An 18,974-nucleotide genomic window follows, 5' to 3' on the forward strand; every position below is an offset into this window, starting at 1 on the left:
GGCCAGGATGCGGGCCGTCCTCAGAGGGTCTCAGACAAACGAGCCATCTCCCCAAATATCAGCGCCAGCGTTTCATCGCCGATTGATAGGCACGCCCGCAAACTCCAGCACGGCCCGCAGCGCGAACTCCACCGCGGCCTGGCGCACCTGCCCGCGGTCACCCGAGAACACATGCGTCACTGCGCGGCTGCTGATGCCGTCGCCCACCCGCATGGCAAAGCCAAAGCACACCATGCCCACCGGCTTGCCTGGCGTGGCGCCGCCCGGACCGGCGATGCCGGTGGTCGACATGGCCACGTGCGCGTTGGGCACGGCCAGCAGCACGCCGTTGGCCATTTCCAGCGCGACGGGTTCGCTGACCGCGCCAAAGTGATGCAGCGTTTCAGGCGACACCTCCAGCTCGGTAACTTTGGCGTCGTTGCTGTAAGTGACGAAGCCGCGCTCGAACCATTCGCTGGAACCGGCCACCGCGGTGACGGCCCCGGCCAGCAGGCCGCCGGTGCAGGATTCGGCGGTGCCCAGCATCCACCCCTGCTGCCGCAGCACGTCGCCCAATCGTTCGGACAGGCCGAGTATGGTCGCTTCCGACAACTGCGCGGCAGACAGGTTGGTCCGCGCGCCTTCAAGCTGATCGTTCATCCCAAGACTCCTGTGCGGGCCACCAGCGCCATTACCAGCAAGGCGTAGCCGGCAGCCACGATATCGTCCCACATGACTCCGAAGCCGCCCTTGATATGGGCGTCGAAGAACTTGATGGGTGGCGGCTTGACGATGTCGAACGTGCGAAACAGCACGAACGCCAGCGCCTGCGACAACCAGCCGGCCGGCGTCAGCCACAGCACCAGCCAGAACGCCACCATCTCATCCCAGACCATTCCGACATGATCCGGCTGCTGGAGTTCTCGGCCGACGCGATGGCAGGCCCAGCATCCGTACAAAAACGCCAGGGCCAGGAACACGCCGATGGCCAAATCCGACGCCGCAGGCGCCGCCGCCACCCAGATGCCCCAAGCAAGCAGCGTGCCCCACGTGCCGGAGGCGGGACGGATCAGCCCGCTGCCAAAGCCGAACGCGATCAGCCGGCCGGGATCGCGGCATACCCAGGACACCGCCGGGTACGCGGCCCGGCTGCGATCGCGCATGGAAGTGGAGTGCTTATCAGTGGAAGACATGGGTGTTGGGTCTGCAAACGACAGGAGGCCGCGGATCAGTCCGCGGGAAAGTGATCGAAGCCTGCGGGCAATTCGGCCAGCGGCTGGCCCTGCGCATCAAGGACGGCCACGCCCGGCTGCGGCAGGATCTCGCCCACGCGGGTCACACGGGCGCCCGCAGACGCGGCGGCCGCCAGCACGGCCTCGCGCCGCGCGGGTGGCGCGGTGAAACACAGTTGATAGACATCACCCCCGCCCAGCAGGGCTCGGCGCAGCGGCGAGGCATCCAGACCGGCCAGCGCGGGCGCCATCGGCAGGTCCGCAAACCGCAGGCAGGCGCCCGCGCGGCTGGCGGCCAGAATGTGGCCCAAATCCTGCAACAGGCCGTCGGACAGGTCGATGGCTGAATGTGCGATGCCGCGCAGCGCAAGGCCCAGCGCAACTTGCGGCTCGGGCCACTCCAGCGCGCCGCGTGTGGCGGCCAGCAGCGCGGCGTCGGCCGGGAACTGCCCGTCCAGCAGCCGGTAAGCCACGTCGGCCGCGCCCAGTTCGCCAGACACCCAGATGTCGTCGCCACTTCGCGCGCCATCGCGGCGCAGCGCCTGTCCGGCCGGCACCGAGCCGAACACGGTCACACTGATCGCAAGATCGTGCGCGCTGCGCGTGGTGTCGCCACCAATGAGCGGACATCCATGTGCCGCCGCCAGCGCGTGAAAGCCTTCGGCAAAGGCGGCCAACCAAGGCTCATGGAGGTGGGGCAGCGCCAGCCCCAGCACGCAGCCGATCGGCCGCGCGCCCATGGCGGCGAGATCAGACAGATTCACCGCCAGAGCCTTGTGGCCCAGCGCTTTGGGATCAACGTCGGGAAAGAAATGCCGGCCTTCCAGCAGCAGATCCGTGCTGGTGGCCACCTGTTCACCGGGCGGAACAGGAAACAGCGCGCAGTCGTCGCCAACACCTAACAGGCCGGCCGGCGCGGCACGCGTGAAGTAGCGCGCAATCAGATCAAATTCGGACGCCACCGCGCCTCCACTATGCGGCGTTCAAGAATCGCCGTCGCACTTCTAACGGGTGCCCCACAGCGGGGCCGCGCGGATCCGGGCTCCGCCGGTCCGCAGCGGCGCCCCCTGGGGGGAAGCGCGAAGCGCTGCGGGGGGGGCTCGCTATCGGCGTTGTTGCGCCGCGGATTGGACCTCGTGCGCGCGCACGTCGGCGGCCAGCTTGTCGAGCACGCCGTTGACGAACTTGAAGCCGTCGGTGCCGCCAAACGACTTGGCCAGTTCCACGGCTTCGTTGATGGCGACCTTGTACGGAACTTCGACGTGATGAATCAGTTCGAAGCTGCCGATCAGCAGGATGCCATGCTCAACGGGCGACAACTCGGCCAGCGGGCGGTCAACGTAAGGTGTGAAGCGTTCGCGCAAGGCGGGCGCTTCGCGCAGCACGCCGTGCAGCAAGGTCTTGAACCACTGCGCGTCTGCCTCGGAGAAGTCCTCGGTGTCGCGCAGATGGGCGTCGATCTCGCCGGCGTCCTGCGTGCCTTCGCCGCCGCGCAGCAGCCACGCGTACACGCCCTGCAGCGCGAATTCGCGCGCACGGCGGCGCGCGCTGCGCGCGTTGGCGCGGGCCTGCGCCGCGCTATCAGCGCTGGTCGTCGTCTTCTTCGTCGTCAAAATCTTCGTCCTCGTCGTCTTCGTCTTCGTCTTCTTCCTCGGGTTCCAGCGCTGCCACCAGATTGGCCATTTCGACGGCCACCTGGGCGCAGTCGCGGCCCTTGCCGGCAGCGCGGGCCTGCGCCTGCTCGTCGGTGTCGACGGTCAGAACGCCGTTCGCGACGGGGACGCCGGTTTCGAGGGAGATGCGGGTGATTGCAGTGGCCGTTTCATTGCTGACCACTTCAAAGTGATAGGTTTCGCCGCGGATGACCGCGCCCAGCGCGATCAGGGCGTCGAACTCGAACGTTTCGGCCATGTGGGACAGGGCCACGCCCAGTTCCAGCGCGCCGGGCACGGTGGCGACCATCACGTCGCGCTCGTCCACGCCCAGTTCGGCCAGTTCCTTCAGACACGCTTCGAGTTCGGCCTGGCCGATTTCTTCATTGAAGCGGGCGCGTACGATGCCGATGTGCAGCCCTTCGCCGTTCAGGTCGGGGGTAAGGATGTAAGGGTTCATGTGTCGGCCTTCAGTGTGTTGCGGGAGTGTTCTGCGGGTCGCAATCGTAACCCGTAATGGTGAGCGAGAAGCCCGCCATGCTGGGCATCTTGCGCGGCCGGGCCAGGAGCCTCATTTGCCCCACGTTCAGGTCGCGCAGAATCTGGGCGCCGATCCCGTAGGTGCGCAGACCGAAGCGGTCGGCGTTCGCAGGATTGGCCTGCGCCTTCGGGTCGTTCCAACCTGCAATCTGGCCAAACAGATGTTCCGTGGAAGACTGGCAGTTCATCAGCACCAGCACGCCGGCCGGGGCGGCCGCGATGGCCTCGAGCGCCTGGGCCACGCCCCAGCTATGCGGACTTGCGCCGGTATCCAGCACATCCAGCACGGACGCGGGCTCGTGCACGCGCACCAGCGTCTCGGCGTCGGGAGTCACATTACCATGCACCAGCGCCAAATGGGCGGAGCCGGTGGCGGCGTCTTCGTAGGCCACGGCCTCGAACGTGCCCCAGGCCGTCTGCATGGCGCGCTTGCCCACGCGTTTGACGATGGACTCGTGCTCGCTGCGGTATTGGATCAGGTCGGCGATGGTGCCGATCTTCAGGTCGTGCTGGCGGGCGAATTCCACCAGATCCGGCAGGCGGGCCATCGTGCCGTCAGGCTTGAGGATTTCGCAGATGACGGCGGCGGGCGTCAGGCCCGCCATGGCGGTCAGGTCGCAGCCGGCCTCGGTATGGCCGGCGCGGACCAGCACGCCGCCGGGCACAGCCCGCACCGGGAAGATATGGCCCGGCTGGACCAGATCGGCCGGCTTGGCGTCGCGCGCCACGGCCACCTGGATGGTGCGGGCGCGGTCGGCGGCCGAAATGCCGGTCTCGACGCCTTCGGCAGCTTCGATGGACTGCGTGAAATTAGTACCGTAACGGGTGCCGTTGCGGGCAGCCATCATCGGCAATTCGAGCTGGCGGCAGCGTTCTTCAGTCAACGTCAGGCACACCAGGCCGCGGCCGTGGGTAACCATGAAGTTGATGGCTTCCGGCGTGACGAATTCGGCCGCCATGACGAGGTCACCCTCGTTTTCGCGGTCTTCTTCATCAACCAGAATGACGATGCGGCCGGCGCGCAGCTCGGCAATGATCTCGGCAACCGAAGCGATGCCGAAGGATTCCGGCTCGGAGCCGGACAAGGAGGACAACTGGACGGACATGGCGTGACACGTAAACCAGGCGGGAAAGCCCGGATTTTACCGCTCTCCCGCGCCGAACCCCTATTGGCGTCATGCCGCCCCGTCCGGACGGGGGCATCCGGTTAAACTTTCGCCCGGAGATCCCCCAGAAAAACGAAGGAAAAACCTCATGCAAGCCCTTGCGGCCATGCCTTTGAACGTCGCGGCAGCCGTCCGCGTCGTGCTGACCGATATCGACGACACGCTGACCACCGAAGGCCGCCTGCCGGCCGATGCGTACGCCGCGCTTGAACGCCTGGAACAGGCCGGCATCCAGGTCGTGCCGATCACCGGCCGCCCGGCCGGCTGGTGCGATCACATCGCCCGCATGTGGCCGGTGCGCGCCGTGGTCGGCGAGAACGGCGCTTTCTATTACGCCTACGACCGCCAGGCCCGCCGCATGACCACGCATTACTGGACCGACGCCGCCTCGCGCCAGGAAAGCCGCAAGCGGCTGGACGCCATCCGCGACCGCGTCCTGGCCGAGGTGCCGGGCAGCGCCGTCGCCAGCGACCAGGACTATCGCGTGGCCGACCTGGCCATCGATTTCTGCGAAGACGTGCCCGCCCTGCCCGACGCGGCGATCAGCCGCATCGTCCAGATCTTTCAGGAAGCGGGCGCGCAGGCCAAGGTCAGCTCCATTCACGTCAACGGCTGGTTCGGCGACTACGACAAGCTCACCATGACGCGCACGATGTTCCAGCGCGAGTTCGGCATGGACGTGGCCAGCGCCCTGGACAGCACGCTGTTCATCGGCGATTCGCCCAACGACGAGCCGATGTTCGCCTACTTCCCGATCTCGGTCGGCGTCGCCAACATCCAGGCCCAGCTACACCGCCTGACGCACCGCCCCGCGTTTGTCGCCGCCTTTCATGGCGGCGGCGGTTTCGTTGAAATGGCCGACCGGCTGCTCGCCGCACGTCAGCCCTCCCAAGTCCAGCCGGCCTGAGGTCAGTACACCGTGGCAACTTCCAAGACTGCGGCGCCCGCCGCCAACGACGGCCGCCGCAGCATCCAGTCCATCGAGGTGGGCGTGCCGCTCCTGGCCGCGCTTGTCGACGCGGGCAAGCCCCTGACGCTGCGCGACCTGGCGGCCGGCGCGGGCATGACGTCCGCCAAGGCGCACCCCTACCTGGTCAGCTTCATCCGCGTCGGACTGGTGCAGCAGGACGCTGTCACCGGCCAGTACGAGCTGGGTCCCTTCGCCCTGCAGATGGGGCTGGTCAGTCTGCAGCGCCTGGATCCCGTGCGCGTCGCCATGCCGGAAATCGCCAAGCTGCAGTCCGACATCGGCCACACGCTGGGCATCGCGGTGCTGGGCTCGCACGGCCCCACGATGATCCACATGACCGAAGCCAGCTATCCGGTCCACGTGAACATGCGCAAGGGCACGGTGATGTCGATGCTGCACACCGCCACCGGGCTGGTGTTCGCGGCCTGGCTGCCGCCCAAGGTCAGCGAGCACTACATCGCGCGCGAAGAAGGCGACACCGCCGTCATCGCCAGCGTGCCGCCGCCGCGCAAGGCATCGCGCGCCAACATTGACGCGCAACTGGCCGACATCCGCGTGCACGGCATGGCCCGCGCGCTGGGCAACCCGCTGCCGGGCGTGGATGCGCTGTCGGTGCCGGTGTTCGACAACACGGGCAGCATCGTCCTGGCCCTGACCAGCCTGGGTCCCACCGGCCTGTTCGACGTGTCCTGGGACGGCGCGATCGCGCGTCCGCTCATCGCATGCGCCCAAGAAATCTCCCGCAAGCTGGGCTTTCGCGGCTGAGCGCGTTTTCGCGCAAAAACGAACACAAAGCGAACAAAACGAACAAAAGACGAAAAGAAAGGCAGGGACTTTCCCGAGTGTGCCGTCCCCGGTTGTGTGTTTGAATTCAGCAAAGATTCAATTCATACCTACACGAGGAGACACACGATGCAAGCCTTGCGTCTTATGCAGGCGGCCGCGCTGGCCGCATTCGCTTTTGGAGCTTCCGCCGCCCAGGCCGCCGACACCTGCTCAAACCGCGGCGATCTTGATCAGATGTATTGCGACTCGAACAAGGACCTGGTGGCCGACACGCCCACCGACGCGTCCAAGCTCAAGACGCCTTCCACGCTGGTGTTCACCTACACGCCGGTCGAAGACCCGGCCGTGTACGAAGACATCTTCAAGCCCTTCACCAAGCACTTGTCCGAATGCACGGGCAAGCGCGTCGTGTTCTACCAGGTGCAGAGCAACGCGGCTGAAATCGAAGCCATGCGCTCGGGCCGCCTGCACGTCGGCGGCTTCTCGACCGGCCCCACCGCATTCGCCGTGAACATCGCCGGCGCCGTGCCGTTTGCCGTCAAGGGTTACGCCGACGGCTTCCAGGGCTACAACCTGATCGTCATCGTCAAGAAGGACAGCCCGTACCAGAAGCTGACCGACCTGAAGGGCAAGAAGCTCGCGCACACCGCACCCTCGTCGAACTCCGGCCACATGGCGCCCGTCGCCCTGTTCCCGAAGGAAGGCCTGACGCCCGACAAGGACTACAAGGTCATCTTTTCCGGCAAGCACGACCAATCGGTCATGGGCGTGAATTCCGGCGACTACGACGCCGCCGCCGTGGCATCGGACGTCTTCAAGCGCATGGTCGAACGCGGCCAGGTCAAGGAAGCCGATTTCCGCATCATCTACACCAGCGAAAAATTCCCGACCTCGTCGTTCGCCTACGCGCATGACCTGGAACCGAAGTTCCGCGACCAGATGCTCAAGTGCTTCTACGACTACCGCTTCCCGCCGGAAATGTCCAAGGCCTTCGACAACGCCGACCGCTTCTACCCGGTGACGTACGAGAAGGACTGGGCCATCGTCCGCCAGGTCGCTGAATCCGGCGGCGAGAGCTTCAATCGCGCGGCCTACGACCGCGAATCCGCAAAGAGCAAGAAGTAATCCAGCATGACGACGTCGCTACGCATTTCCGGCCTGGTCAAGGAATACCGGGCCGGCCGGCCGGTACTGAACGGCATTGACCTGCAGATCGCCGGTCAGGGGCTCACCGCCATCATCGGTCCTTCGGGCACCGGTAAAAGCACGCTCCTGCGCTGCATCAACCGGCTGATCGAACCCACGAAGGGCGAGATCGTGCTGCAGTCCGAGGACGGCACCGTGGACTTGGCGCAAGTGCGCGGCGCGTCGCTGCGCCGCGCACGCCGCCGCATCGGCATGGTGTTTCAGGAATACAACCTGGTCGAACGCCTGACCGTGATGGAAAACCTGCTGACCGGCCGGCTGGGGTACACCTCGGCCATGAAGGCCTGGATGCGCCGCTTCGATCCCGAGGACATCGAGCACGCCTACAAGCTGCTCGACACCGTGGGCCTTGCCGGATTCGCCGACCAGCGCGCCGATGCGCTGTCGGGCGGCCAGCGCCAGCGCGTGGGCATTGCCCGCGCGCTGATGCAGCGCCCGCAGGTGCTGCTGGCCGACGAGCCGACGTCGTCGCTTGATCCCAAGACCTCCGTCGAGATCATGGAACTGCTGTCCGCGCAGGGCAGCGCCACGGGCATTCCCGTCATCGTCAACATCCACGACGTCGAACTGGCGCGCCGCTATGCCACGCGCATCGTTGGCATGTCGGGCGGCCACGTGGTCTATGACGGCGACGGCCAGGGCCTGGACGCCACCATGCTCAAGACCATCTACGGAGGCGAGTCTTGGCTGGAATGACGCAACCCCGGGGCGGCATCCGCCCCTTCGCCATGTCAGGGCGCGCCAAGGCCGGCGTGCTGCTGCTGGTGCTCTACACCATCTACGCCGCCGCGCAGCTGGACTTCAGCTGGTCGCGCTTTGAAAGCGGCATGGGCCACGCGTCGACGTTCCTCGCGCGCATGTTCCCGCCCAACTTCGAGAAGCCCGCCACCTTGTGGAAGGGCATCGCCGAAAGCCTGGAGATTGCCGTCCTGGCATCGATGCTGGGCATCATCCTGGCGCTGCCGGTGGGCCTCCTGGGTGCACGCAACCTGATGCCCGCGTGGATCTCGTGGCCCGCGCGGTCGATTGTCGCGCTGTGCCGCGCGCTGCACCCGGTCATCGTCGCCATCCTGTTCGTCAAGGCCGTGGGCTTTGGCGCACTGGCCGGCATTCTGGCACTGACCGTCGCGTCCATCGGCTTCATCGGCAAGCTCTTCACCGAGGCCATCGAGGAAATCTCGCTCAAGCAGGTGGAAGCGGTGCGCGCGACCGGCGCCTCGTTTGCCAACGTCATCGTCTTCGGCGTGCTGCCGCAGGTGTTCGCGCGTTTCATCGGCTTTGCCACCTACCAGTTCGACTCCAACCTGCGCAACTCCACCATGGTGGGGATCGTGGGCGCGGGCGGCGTGGGCGGCACGCTGTTCTCGGCCTTCCAGCGCTTCGATTACGACTTCGTCAGCGCCATCCTGCTGACCCTGATCGCCATCATCATGCTGGGTGAAATCCTGGCCAGCTTCGTGCGGGCGGTGTTCCTGGACAACCTGGGTTTCGACCGCATCCTGCAAAGCCGCTTCGCGGGCGCCCGCGGCATCGGCAGCAGCAAGCCGGCGGCCGCGCGCAAGGCGGAGGTGGAAGAATGAACGCCCACGTCTCCCCCTTGAACCCCGCCGGCCAGCCGCGTGTCTGGCAACGCTACAGCATGGGCCAGCGCCTGCTGCGCTTCGCGCTGTACCTGCTGCTGGTGGCGGCCATCGTGCAGGCGATCCGCGGCGTGGAGGTCATCCCCGAGTTCCTGTACGACGCGCCGGAACAGATGGCCGACCTCTTTCGCCGTATGTGGCCGATCGACTGGGCCTACTACCCGGGCGGCGTGCATGATGCGCTGATCGAAACGCTGCACATTGCCACGCTGGGCACCATTCTTTCGGTGTTCATGGCCGTGCCGGTGGGTCTGCTGGCGGCCAACAACCTCACGCCCAGCAAGACCATCAACATGCTGGCCCGGCTGATTCTGGTGTCCAGCCGGTCGGTCAACTCGCTGGTGTGGGCGCTGCTGTTCATCGCCATCTTCGGACCGGGCGCACTGGCCGGCACGCTGGCCATCGCTTTTCGCTCGATCGGTTTTGTCGGCAAGCTGGTCGGCGAAGCCATCGAGGAAGCACAGCGCGGCCCCATCGAAGCCGTCACCGCCACCGGCGCCAGCAAGGCCTCGGTCATCTGGTACGCCTACTGGCCGCAGATACGCCCGGCGTTCTGGTCCATCGTGCTGCTGCGCTGGGACATCAACGTGCGCGAATCCGCCGTGCTGGGCCTGGTCGGCGCCGGCGGAATCGGCATGGCGCTGGACACCGCGCTGAACCTGTTCCAGTGGGACCGCGTCGCCCTCGTGCTGGCCGCCATCTTCGTGGTTGTCGTGCTGGCCGAAGTCGTCATCACCCAGGCGCGCAAACGCATCCTGTAGCGCCGTCGCCTCGCTTTACGCCTGTCGGTTTCCCCTGACACGCGCTCCCTTCGCCGCCCCATGGGGCGGCGTTTTCTTTGGCGTAGGACTGATTCCGGTGTCTGACACCTCTAATCGTCTTACGCCAATGCCCGGGTGTCTGACACCCTGGAGACATGCCCTACGCCCCTCGCCGCCGCATGCAGGGTGTCAGACACCCAGCGCGATTCATGGGCCGCCTTGTTTTTGCGCCGCGATCGCGTCTATGCTCAATGTGAACAAAATATGAACGGTCATCAAAACGCACCCCCGGCTTGATTAACATCTTGGCTTTTGCCGTTGGACATCCGCTGCCATGTCGGAACAGGAATTGAAACTGCACGTGCCCACGGCTTCGCGCCAGGCCGTGCTGCGTGAAGTCAAGCAACGCGAGGCCACGCGCATTCGCTTGCATGCCATGTATTTCGACACGCCGGAGCGCGAGCTTGCGCGAGCGCGCATCGCGATCCGGCTGCGGCAGGAAGGCCCCGATTGGGTGCAGACGCTGAAGATGCCCGGCGCCGATGCGATCTCGCGCATCGAGATGAACCATCCGCGGCCGGGTCCCGTGCTCGACCTGTCGGTCTATGCCGGTACCGACGTCGAGGGCCCGCTGTCTTCCATCAAGGGCGAACTGGGCCTGCGCTACGAAACCGACGTGCAGCGCCTCTTGCGCAAGATCCGCACGCGCTTCGGCACGGTGGAGCTGGCCTACGACACCGGCATCCTGCGCGCCGGCGCGCTGGAATTGCCGATCTCCGAACTGGAATTCGAACTGGTGTCGGGCCGTCCCGCCGCCATCTTCGCCGCAGCGCGCGGCTGGCAGCAGCGCCATGCCCTGATCCTGGATCCCCGCAGCAAGTCCGAACGCGGCGACGCCCTGGCCCAGCTGGCGCATCGCCTGGCCGAGGTCGACGCCGCTGCCGGCGATGACCTCGAAGCACACCGTGCGCAGGCCATTGCGCAATTCTGGGCGCCGCGCGGCGCATCGTCCGTTAAGCTGCGCGACGGCATGACGCCGCCGCAGGCGATGGGCGCGATCGCCGCCGAATGCCTGGACCAGGTCTGCCGCAATGCGGCGGTGCTGGCCGAGGTCGACACCGAAGGCGTGTACCGCGCCGGCAACTCCGAACACGTGCACCAGTTGCGCGTGGGCGTGCGCCGGCTGCGATCGGCCTGGAAGCTGTTCGATGGCTGGATCGCACCGGTGCCGGCCTCGCTGCTGCAGGGCGTGCGCACGCACTTCGCGGCGTTCGGCGCCAATCGGGACCAGGACGTGCTGAACGAAACCGTCGCGCCCGCCCTGCTGCGCGCCGGGATGCCCGTGATCCCCATGGAAGCCGCGCCCCCAGAAGCAGATGCGCAGACCATCGCGGGCGGCCAGGCGTTTCAAGCATGGCTGCTGGAGCTGCTGGAATGGTCGCTCGACGTGCCGCCCGTGCAGCCCGACGCGGACGGCCAGACCATCGCCAACGGCACGCCCAGCGACGCCGCGCCCGAGCCTGCCATCCGGCTCGAAGGCGGCGTGACCGGTCCCATCGTCAAGCCCACGATCATCCCGATGCTGACGCCGGAGCCCGAACCGCAGCACCTGCACAAGCTCCTTGCCCGCCGCCTGCACCGCTGGCACGGCAAGGTCGCCGATCAGGGCACGCATTTCGCGGCATTGGACATCCCCGCCCGCCACGATCTGCGCAAGCGCGGCAAGCGCCTGCGCTATGGCCTGTCGTTCGCCGAATCGCTGCTGCCCGCCAGCAAGCTGCGCGGCTACCGCAAGCTGCTGTCCCGCGTGCAGGACGTGCTGGGCGAAATCAACGACCTCGCGATGGCCAAGGGCTACTACCAGTCGTGTACGGCCACGCATCCGCAAGCCTGGTTCGCGCTGGGCTGGATCAGCGCGCGCCTGGAAGAACTGGTCGTCGAGGCACAGCAGGCCTTTGACGATCTCGCGCGCAGCAAACCGTTCTGGAAGTAGCGCGCATCGCGCGCGTCTACCTCATGCGAAAGTCCCGCGTTGAATTCGATTTCACCTGGACACGCATCTAGCATGGCGTTTCAAAAAAGGGCCGCCTGACAGCTCCCCGTCAGGCCCCTGTCAATGCATCGACATCCGGCGTGCCAATACTCATTGGCTGTCGTCCGGCCCCACCGCCGGGCGCATTCGTGGCCCGCCAGCATCCGCCCGACACTCGTCCTGTGTGACGGCGCAACGGCCAGCGCGGGCCGTTCGCCCATCCACGCACACAGACTCATGGAAACCACTTCCCCCCTGCTGGTCCTTGCACGACGCGGCCTCGCGGCCTGCTGCGCGCTAACGCTGGCGCTCGCGCTCGGCGCTTGCGGCGGCGACGACGACATCGACGAACCGGCTCCGCCTCCCCCCACCACGACGCCCACCACGCCCGCCCCGCCTACCTGCGCGGCGCATTGTGCGCCATGATGCCGGCAGTGCTGCCCTTTCCTGCAAACTCCAGACAGACCAGCCAATGACGATCGACGCCTCCAAGAGAAAGTTCTTCACGACCACGCTCGGCGCCACCGCGGCCATGAGCGCGTTGTCGATGTTTCCGCCCAGCATCCGCCGCGCCCTCGCGATCGAGGCCGACAGCCCCACCGGCACCATCCAGGACGTCAAGCACGTCGTGATGCTGATGCTGGAGAACCGTTCATTCGACGGCTACTTCGGCACGTTCCCCGGCGTGCGCGGCTTCGGCGACCGCTTCCCGATTCCGCTCGCCAACGGCAAGTCGGTATTCCATCAGACGCGCAGCGACGGCACGCTGGAACTGCCCTATCACCTGGACGCGCGGCTGGGCAACGCGCAGCGCGCGGGCAGCACGCCGCACTCGTGGCCGAACTGCCAGGCCGCCTGGGACCACGGCCGCATGAACCGCTGGCCCAGCGCCAAGCAGCCGTTGTCGATGGGCTACTACGAAACCGCTGAAGTGCCGTTCCACCGCGCACTGGCCGACGCCTTCACGCTGTGCGACAGCTACCACTGTGCGATGCACGCGGGCACCATTCCCAACCGCCTCTTCTTCTGGACCGGCACCAACGGCCCCAGCGGCGACAACGTGTCCGTCGTGATGAATGAAATGAACGAGGGCGCCGACGTCGGGCCGTCCACCGAGGGCTGGACCTGGACCACCTACGCCGACCGCCTGCAACAAGCCGGCGTGAGCTGGAAGGTCTACCAGAACATCCCTGACAACTACGGCTGCAACGAGATGATGAGCTTTCGGCACTGGCGCGCCGAGATCGAAAAAATGCCCGCGGACCGCCAGGTCACGAACCAGGGCGGTCCCGCGTACAACCCGGCCATCGACGACCAGTTCAGCGCCTTTGCCAAGGGCTTCGGCAACACCATGCCGGACGGCGGCCTGCTGCAAAGCCTGCGCGACGACGTGATGAACGGCACGCTGCCCGAGGTGTCGTGGATCATCCCGCCGGCGGCGTACAGCGAGCACCCCGGCCCCTCCAGCCCCGCCAAGGGCGCGTGGTACATCCAGGCCGCGCTGGACGCGCTGACGCAGTCGCCCGAGGTTTGGAGCAAGACCGTGTTCCTGGTCACGTACGACGAGAATGACGGCTTCTTCGACCACATGCCCACGCCCAGCGCACCCTCGCGCAACGACGACGGCACGCTGGCCGGCGGGTCCACGCTGACTGACGCCGACATGGCCTTCGAGTACTACACCTATCCGCCCGCCACGCCCAAGCAGCTGACCGCGGACGGCAAACCCTACGGGCCCGGCATGCGTGTGCCGATGTGGGTGATCTCGCCGTGGAGCCGCGGCGGCTGGGTCAACTCGCAGGTGTTCGACCATACCTCGGCGTTGCGCTTTCTGGAGCAGCGCTTCGGCGTCATGGAGCCCAACATCAGCGCATTCCGCCGCGCCGTGTGCGGCGACCTCACGTCCACGCTGAACTTCGTGTCGCCCAACAGCGCCCCGCTGCCCACGCTGTCCGGCCGCAGCACCAAGACCGACGCCGACGGCCTGACGACCTGGCAGGAAGCGCAGCCGGCCATCGCCATCCCGGCGCAACAGACGCTTGCCGCGCAGGTCAAAGGCACACGGCCCTCGCGCGCACTGCCGTACGAACTGCACGCCAGCGCCCGCGAAGACGCCCGTGAAAGCCGAGTTCGGCTCCTGTTCGCCAACGCCAGCTCGGCCAAGACCGGCGCCGTCTTCCACGTGTACGACAAGCTGCATCTGCACCGCATTCCGCGCCGTTACGTCGTGGAAGCGGGCAAGTCGCTGGACGACGCGTGGGACGTGGGTGGCGACGCGGGCAAGTACGACCTGTGGGTGCTCGGGCCCAACGGCTTTCACCGCGCCTTCGCGGGCGACCTGATGCAGGCGGGCGGCGCCCAGCCGGAGATCCAGGTCTGCTACGTGCCTTGTGATGATCCGCAGGTGCAGGTCAAACTGCACAACACCGGCGCGAAGGCTTGCACGTTCAGCGTCAAAGCGCTGGCGTATCACGGCGACGGCCCGTGGACGGCAACCGTCGAACCCGGACAGACCGGCGAACTTGCCTGGCCGATCAGCGACAGCGGTCATTGGTATGACTTTGCCGTTGCTTGCGAAGGCTATGCGGCGTTTCAGCGGCGCTTTGCCGGACGGATGGAGACGGGCAAGGATCTGATCAGCGATCCGGCGATGGGACAGGCCGGGTAAGGCTGGCGCCAGTTCTACTGCTATTTCCGGCGCGGAAAGGAAAACGGGACGACGCTTGCGCGTCGTCCCGTTTTGTCGGCTATGGGCAGCTGCTCGATGGACGCGTTCAGTCAGCCAGCAACGCCGCCGCGAACTCGTCCGCCACGAAGGGCTGCAGATCCTCCAGGCTTTCGCCGACACCGATCCAGTAGACAGGCACCGGACGCACGCCCTGGCTGCCAGCTGCAACGGCGGCCAGCGTGCCGCCCTTGGCGGTGCCGTCCAGCTTGGTCACGACCAGGCCGGTCAGGTTGATCGCGGCGTCAAACGCGCGGATCTGCGCCAGCGCGTTCTGGCCGGTATTGCCATCCACCACCAGCAGCACCTCGTGCGGCGCCGTGGCATCCGCCTTGCCGATGACGCGGCGGATCTTCTTCAGTTCTTCCATCAGGTGCAGCTGCGTGGGCAGGCGGCCGGCCGTATCCACCATCACCACGCCCATGCCGCGCGCGCGGCCTGCATTTACGGAATCGAACGCCACGGCGGCCGGGTCGCCGCCGTCCTGCGAAATCACGCTGACGTTGTTGCGGCTGCCCCACTCCACCAGTTGCTCGCGCGCGGCCGCCCGGAACGTGTCGCCGGCGGCCAGCAGCACGCTGGCGCCCTGGCGCTGAAACGTATGCGCCAGCTTGCCGATGGACGTGGTCTTGCCCGCGCCGTTCACGCCGGCAATCATGACCACCAGCGGCTTCGTGCGCTTCAGATCGAAGTCGCGTTCCAGCGGACGCAGATGATCGGCCAGAAGTTCACGCAGGGCAGTCTTGACCTTGGCCGGGTCTTCGATGCGTTCCTTCTTGACGCGCGCGCGCAGCGCGGTCAGGAGCTTCTCGGTGGCCTCAAGGCCCGCATCGGCCATAATGAGGGCCGATTCGAGCTCCTCGAACAGGTTCTCGTCGACCTTCACGCCGACGAAGATGCCGCCAATGCTCTGCCCGGTGCGGGACAGGCCTTGCTTCAGGCGCGACAGCCAGGAGGCCTTCTTGGGGGCTTCGGCGGGTGCGGGTTCTGGCACGGCAGGGACGGCCGGCGCGGGTGCCGCGACAGGCGCTGGCGTCGATACTGGCGCAGGTGCCGGGACCACGGGTTCGGGCGCGGCGACGGGCGCGACGACGGGTGCAGGCGCCGGGACGGGCGGCTGCGGTGCGCGGAATGGCTCCACTGCTGGCGCGGCGGCAGCGGCTGCTGCGGGCGCCGCGACCGGTGCGGCAACTGGCGCCGTACGCGTGAGAGACGGCGCGGCGGGTGTCGAGGACGGCGCGGGCTGCGGGGGCGTCGCTACTGGCGTAGGTGCCACCGAGACGGACGGCGCTGGCGTAGGCACCGCCGGGGCCGGCGGGGTCACTGGCGCCGTCACAGGCGCGGCGACCGGCGCAGAAACCGGGGTAGAAACCGGCGCAGCAACCGGCGCAACCGGTTCCTGGCGAAGCTCGGGAGCAGGCGATGAAGGCGCCGTGCTGGACGGAGTCGAAGACGGCTCCGCGGGCGCGACTGGCGCGTCGGCAACCTCCGGCGGCGACGCAGGCTGAGCCGGCGTGGCGGGCGGAGGGGATTTTTTCTTGAAGAAGCGGCTAAACATGGGTAACAAGTATATTCGTATCGTCGGGGGCCAATACAGGCGCACCCCCATCGCCGTGCCCGACGTGGAGACGCTGCGTCCCACGCCCGACCGGGTCCGCGAAACGCTTTTCAACTGGCTTACGCACCTGTGGGGCGGCGAGTTCGCCGACAAGCAGGTGCTGGATCTTTTTGCCGGCAGCGGCGCCCTGGGCTTCGAGGCGGCCTCGCGCGGCGTGGCGCATGTGCAGATGGTCGAGCGGGACAAGACCGCCGCGTCCGCGCTGCGGACACTGCGCGACAAGCTCAAAGCCGACATGATACGCATCCATGTGGGCGATGCGATGCAGGTCGCCGAACGGATGGATGCGTCCCGGTTTGACCTCATTCTGCTGGATCCGCCCTTTGGACAGGGCTGGCTGCCGCGCCTGTGGCCGATCCTGCCAGGCATTCTGACCGATCATGGACTAGTCTATGTCGAGGCGGAATCCGCCATCGAAGCTCCCGAAGGATTCCAGATTCTGAGGCAGGACAAGGCCGGCGCCGTCCACTTCCATCTTCTGGAATTTGCTGCGTTGCGGAAATAGATCAATAATCCGGGCTTCGGAGGATGGTGTACACCACTAATAACGGTACGGAGCTCGCATGATCATCGCTGTTTATCCCGGCACTTTCGACCCGCTGACCAGGGGCCACGAGGACCTGGTTCGCCGTGCAGCCACGCTTTTCGACAAAGTCGTGGTGGGGATCGCCATTAGCCGCAACAAGAAGCCCTTTTTCAGTATCGACGAACGCGTGGACATCGCGCGCGAAGTGCTGGGCCACTACCCCAACGTGGAAGTGCAAAGCTTCGGCGGCCTGCTCAAGGATTTCGTGCGCGAACAGAATGGCCGCGTCATCGTGCGCGGGCTGCGCGCCGTGTCCGACTTTGAATACGAATTCCAGATGGCCGGCATGAACCGCCATCTGCTTCCCGACGTTGAGACGCTGTTCATGACGCCGTCCGACCAGTACCAGTTCATCTCGGGCACCATCGTTCGCGAAATCGCCCAGCTTGGCGGCGACGTCAGCAAGTTCGTGTTCCCTTCCGTGGAGCGCTGGCTCCAGGAAAAGGCCAAGGAACGCCGCGAACAGTCCTGGCCGGGCTGAAGCCCCGTCCGCAACCTCCCCGAAGGGGCGCGCAGGCGCCCTTTTCGCGCTTTTCGGGCCCCGGCCGCCCGGCGCTACAATGGCCGGGCCAATCGCCTTTTCGCAGCCCATCATGGCCCTGACCATCACCGAAGAATGCATCAATTGCGACGTTTGCGAGCCCCAGTGCCCGAACGACGCGATCTCCATGGGCGAGGACTACTACGTCATCGACCCCGACCGGTGCACGGAATGCGTCGGCCATCATGACGAGCCCCAATGCAAGGTCGTCTGTCCGGTGGAATGCATCGAGCTGCACCCGCAATGGAATGAAGGCCAGGAGCAGCTCATGGCCAAGTACCGCCGTCTTACCGGTGCCGCATGAGCGACGCGGCGCCGCCCAGCATCAACCTTTCCCCCTCCCCGCACCACGCCCGACGCGACATCTCCGCGTCCGCGGTCGCTGCCGGGCTGGTGGCCGTTCTGGTCAGTTTTGGCGGCACAGCCGTGCTGATGGTGCAGGCCGGCCACGCCGCGGGCCTGGATGCCGCGCGCATCGGCTCGTGGATCGGCTCGCTGAGCCTGGTGCTGGGTCTGGGCGGCGCGTTCTACAGCCTTCGCACGGGCCTGCCCGTGGTCATGGCCTGGTCCACGCCCGGCGCGGCGCTGCTCGTCACCGCGCTGGCGGGCGTCCCCTTCAATGAAGCCGTCGGCGCCTTTGTACTGGCGGCCGGACTGACGCTGGCCTGCGGGCTGTTCGGCTGGATCGATCCCATCCTGCGCCGCATTCCCGGCGAGGTCGCCGCCGCCATGCTGGCCGGCGTGCTGCTCAATTTCGGCATGGGCATCTTCAGCAACATCAACAAGCAGCCCGCGCTGGTGCTGGCCATGTGCGCCGCGTACCTGCTGTGCCGCCGCTTGGCGCCGCGCTACGCCGTGCTGGTGGTGATGGCCGTGGCGGTGGCCATGGCGGCCGGGATGGGCCTCATGCAGGTCGACCAGCTGGATTGGCGCCTGACCGAATTCGTGTGGACGACGCCCGCCTTCAGCGCGCAGGCAGCGGTCAGCCTGGGCATTCCTCTTTTCGTCGTCGCCATGGCGTCGCAGAACCTGCCCGGCCTGGCCATCCTGCAGGCCGCAGGCTACCGTCCCCCGGCGTCACGCCTGGTCGCGGCCACCGGCCTGCTGGGCCTTGTAGCCGCCCCCTTCGGCGCGCACAGCGTCACCATGGGCGCCATCAGCGCGGCTATCTGCACCGGCCCCGAGGCACATCCTGATCCGGGCAAGCGCTACATCGCCGCTGCCACCTACGGCGTCAGCTACGTCGCGCTCAGCATCGTCGCGGGCGCGGTTGCGGTCTTCTTCCAGGCCCTGCCCGCCGCCCTGCTCGCAGCGCTGGCCGGCCTGGCGCTGCTGGGCACGATCATGGGCGGCATGGCGGCGGCCATGGCCAACCCGCAACGGCGCGAGGCCGCGCTCATCACGCTGCTGGCGACGGCGTCGGGATTCAGTTTCTGGGGAATTGGGTCGGCCTTCTGGGGCCTCACGGCGGGCCTCTTGGCTCACACCGCTTTCGAATACAAGCGCGCCCGCGCCGGCGCTTGAAAACCGGCGCCGGCCG

19 protein-coding genes are annotated in these 18,974 nt (G+C 66.8%); 12 read left to right on the forward strand and 7 right to left on the reverse strand.

The annotated features are described in order from the left end of the window. Positions 1 to 72: 72 nt before the first annotated feature. From ASD71_RS01295 to ribBA, 6 genes are all read right to left on the reverse strand, one after another. Positions 73 to 639: a CinA family protein gene (locus ASD71_RS01295; protein WP_056558830.1), complete on the reverse strand. Its 567-nt coding sequence runs from the start codon at positions 637 to 639 to the stop codon at positions 73 to 75. Beyond that, positions 636 to 1,142 carry a phosphatidylglycerophosphatase A gene (locus tag ASD71_RS01300; RefSeq protein ID WP_056558833.1) on the reverse strand — a complete coding sequence of 169 codons (507 nt, stop codon included), beginning with the start codon at positions 1,140 to 1,142 and terminating at the stop codon, positions 636 to 638. The genes ASD71_RS01295 and ASD71_RS01300 overlap by 4 nt, the downstream gene beginning before the upstream one ends. 65 nt (positions 1,143 to 1,207) lie before the next feature. Beyond that, complete coding sequence (gene thiL / locus ASD71_RS01305; protein ID WP_056558837.1) at positions 1,208 to 2,173, reverse strand: thiamine-phosphate kinase; 966 nt, start codon at positions 2,171 to 2,173, stop codon at positions 1,208 to 1,210. A gap of 141 nt (positions 2,174 to 2,314) precedes the next feature. Beyond that, positions 2,315 to 2,824, reverse strand: coding sequence for a transcription antitermination factor NusB (nusB, locus tag ASD71_RS01310; protein WP_056558840.1), 510 nt, complete (start codon positions 2,822 to 2,824; stop codon positions 2,315 to 2,317). Next, positions 2,793 to 3,323 (reverse strand): 6,7-dimethyl-8-ribityllumazine synthase, encoded by a 531-nt coding sequence (gene ribH / locus ASD71_RS01315; protein WP_056558843.1) that lies wholly within the window; start codon positions 3,321 to 3,323, stop codon positions 2,793 to 2,795. Before ribH ends, nusB begins: the two co-directional genes overlap by 32 nt. A gap of 10 nt (positions 3,324 to 3,333) precedes the next feature. Beyond that, a complete protein-coding gene (gene ribBA, locus ASD71_RS01320) occupies positions 3,334 to 4,509 on the reverse strand; it encodes a bifunctional 3,4-dihydroxy-2-butanone-4-phosphate synthase/GTP cyclohydrolase II (RefSeq protein ID WP_056558846.1) in 1,176 nt (391 codons plus the stop codon). Between the two features lie 148 nt (positions 4,510 to 4,657). On the opposite strand from ribBA, the gene ASD71_RS01325 reads away from it, so the two are divergent. The 8 genes from ASD71_RS01325 to ASD71_RS01360 all read left to right on the forward strand — a co-directional run bounded on the left by ASD71_RS01325 (position 4,658) and on the right by ASD71_RS01360 (position 14,632). Next, complete coding sequence (locus ASD71_RS01325) at positions 4,658 to 5,476, forward strand: HAD-IIB family hydrolase (RefSeq protein WP_056558850.1); 819 nt, start codon at positions 4,658 to 4,660, stop codon at positions 5,474 to 5,476. Between the two features lie 12 nt (positions 5,477 to 5,488). Next, positions 5,489 to 6,304, forward strand: a complete 816-nt coding sequence (locus ASD71_RS01330) for an IclR family transcriptional regulator (protein WP_056558853.1) — start codon at positions 5,489 to 5,491, stop codon at positions 6,302 to 6,304. 147 nt (positions 6,305 to 6,451) lie between these two features. Beyond that, on the forward strand, positions 6,452 to 7,450 hold the full coding sequence (gene phnD, locus ASD71_RS01335) for a phosphate/phosphite/phosphonate ABC transporter substrate-binding protein (protein ID WP_056558855.1): 999 nt from the start codon (positions 6,452 to 6,454) through the stop codon (positions 7,448 to 7,450). Between the two features lie 6 nt (positions 7,451 to 7,456). Further along, positions 7,457 to 8,227, forward strand: a complete 771-nt coding sequence (phnC, locus tag ASD71_RS01340; protein ID WP_056558858.1) for a phosphonate ABC transporter ATP-binding protein — start codon at positions 7,457 to 7,459, stop codon at positions 8,225 to 8,227. Continuing rightward, positions 8,224 to 9,111 (forward strand): phosphonate ABC transporter, permease protein PhnE, encoded by an 888-nt coding sequence (gene phnE / locus ASD71_RS01345; RefSeq protein ID WP_056558861.1) that lies wholly within the window; start codon positions 8,224 to 8,226, stop codon positions 9,109 to 9,111. The genes phnC and phnE (ASD71_RS01345) overlap by 4 nt, the downstream gene beginning before the upstream one ends. Further along, entirely contained in the window at positions 9,108 to 9,932 is an 825-nt protein-coding gene (gene phnE / locus ASD71_RS01350) for a phosphonate ABC transporter, permease protein PhnE (protein ID WP_056558864.1), read from the forward strand. Before phnE (ASD71_RS01345) ends, phnE (ASD71_RS01350) begins: the two co-directional genes overlap by 4 nt. 334 nt (positions 9,933 to 10,266) lie before the next feature. Next, on the forward strand, positions 10,267 to 11,925 hold the full coding sequence (locus ASD71_RS01355; protein WP_056558867.1) for a CYTH and CHAD domain-containing protein: 1,659 nt from the start codon (positions 10,267 to 10,269) through the stop codon (positions 11,923 to 11,925). A 511-nt stretch (positions 11,926 to 12,436) separates the two neighbouring features. Next, the gene (locus ASD71_RS01360) at positions 12,437 to 14,632 is read left to right on the forward strand and encodes a phosphocholine-specific phospholipase C (RefSeq protein ID WP_056558870.1); all 2,196 of its coding nucleotides are present in this window, start codon (positions 12,437 to 12,439) and stop codon (positions 14,630 to 14,632) included. A gap of 106 nt (positions 14,633 to 14,738) precedes the next feature. Here ASD71_RS01360 and ftsY read toward each other — a convergent pair whose 3' ends face one another. Beyond that, positions 14,739 to 15,830 (reverse strand): signal recognition particle-docking protein FtsY, encoded by a 1,092-nt coding sequence (gene ftsY, locus ASD71_RS01365; RefSeq protein ID WP_156395163.1) that lies wholly within the window; start codon positions 15,828 to 15,830, stop codon positions 14,739 to 14,741. Between the two features lie 415 nt (positions 15,831 to 16,245). Here ftsY and rsmD point away from each other — a divergent pair, with 415 nt between their 5' ends. The 4 genes from rsmD to ASD71_RS01385 all read left to right on the forward strand — a co-directional run bounded on the left by rsmD (position 16,246) and on the right by ASD71_RS01385 (position 18,958). Continuing rightward, entirely contained in the window at positions 16,246 to 16,812 is a 567-nt protein-coding gene (gene rsmD, locus ASD71_RS01370; RefSeq protein ID WP_056558875.1) for a 16S rRNA (guanine(966)-N(2))-methyltransferase RsmD, read from the forward strand. Positions 16,813 to 16,870: 58 nt separating this feature from the next. Then, positions 16,871 to 17,374: a pantetheine-phosphate adenylyltransferase gene (coaD, locus tag ASD71_RS01375; RefSeq protein ID WP_056558877.1), complete on the forward strand. Its 504-nt coding sequence runs from the start codon at positions 16,871 to 16,873 to the stop codon at positions 17,372 to 17,374. A gap of 112 nt (positions 17,375 to 17,486) precedes the next feature. Beyond that, positions 17,487 to 17,738: a YfhL family 4Fe-4S dicluster ferredoxin gene (locus ASD71_RS01380; RefSeq protein ID WP_006391351.1), complete on the forward strand. Its 252-nt coding sequence runs from the start codon at positions 17,487 to 17,489 to the stop codon at positions 17,736 to 17,738. Next, entirely contained in the window at positions 17,735 to 18,958 is a 1,224-nt protein-coding gene (locus tag ASD71_RS01385; protein WP_056558880.1) for a benzoate/H(+) symporter BenE family transporter, read from the forward strand. Before ASD71_RS01380 ends, ASD71_RS01385 begins: the two co-directional genes overlap by 4 nt. The last annotated feature ends 16 nt before the right edge of the window (positions 18,959 to 18,974 follow it).

Origin of the sequence: Achromobacter sp. Root565 (assembly GCF_001427425.1) — a bacterium.
GTDB lineage: Bacteria > Pseudomonadota > Gammaproteobacteria > Burkholderiales > Burkholderiaceae_B > Achromobacter > Achromobacter spanius_D.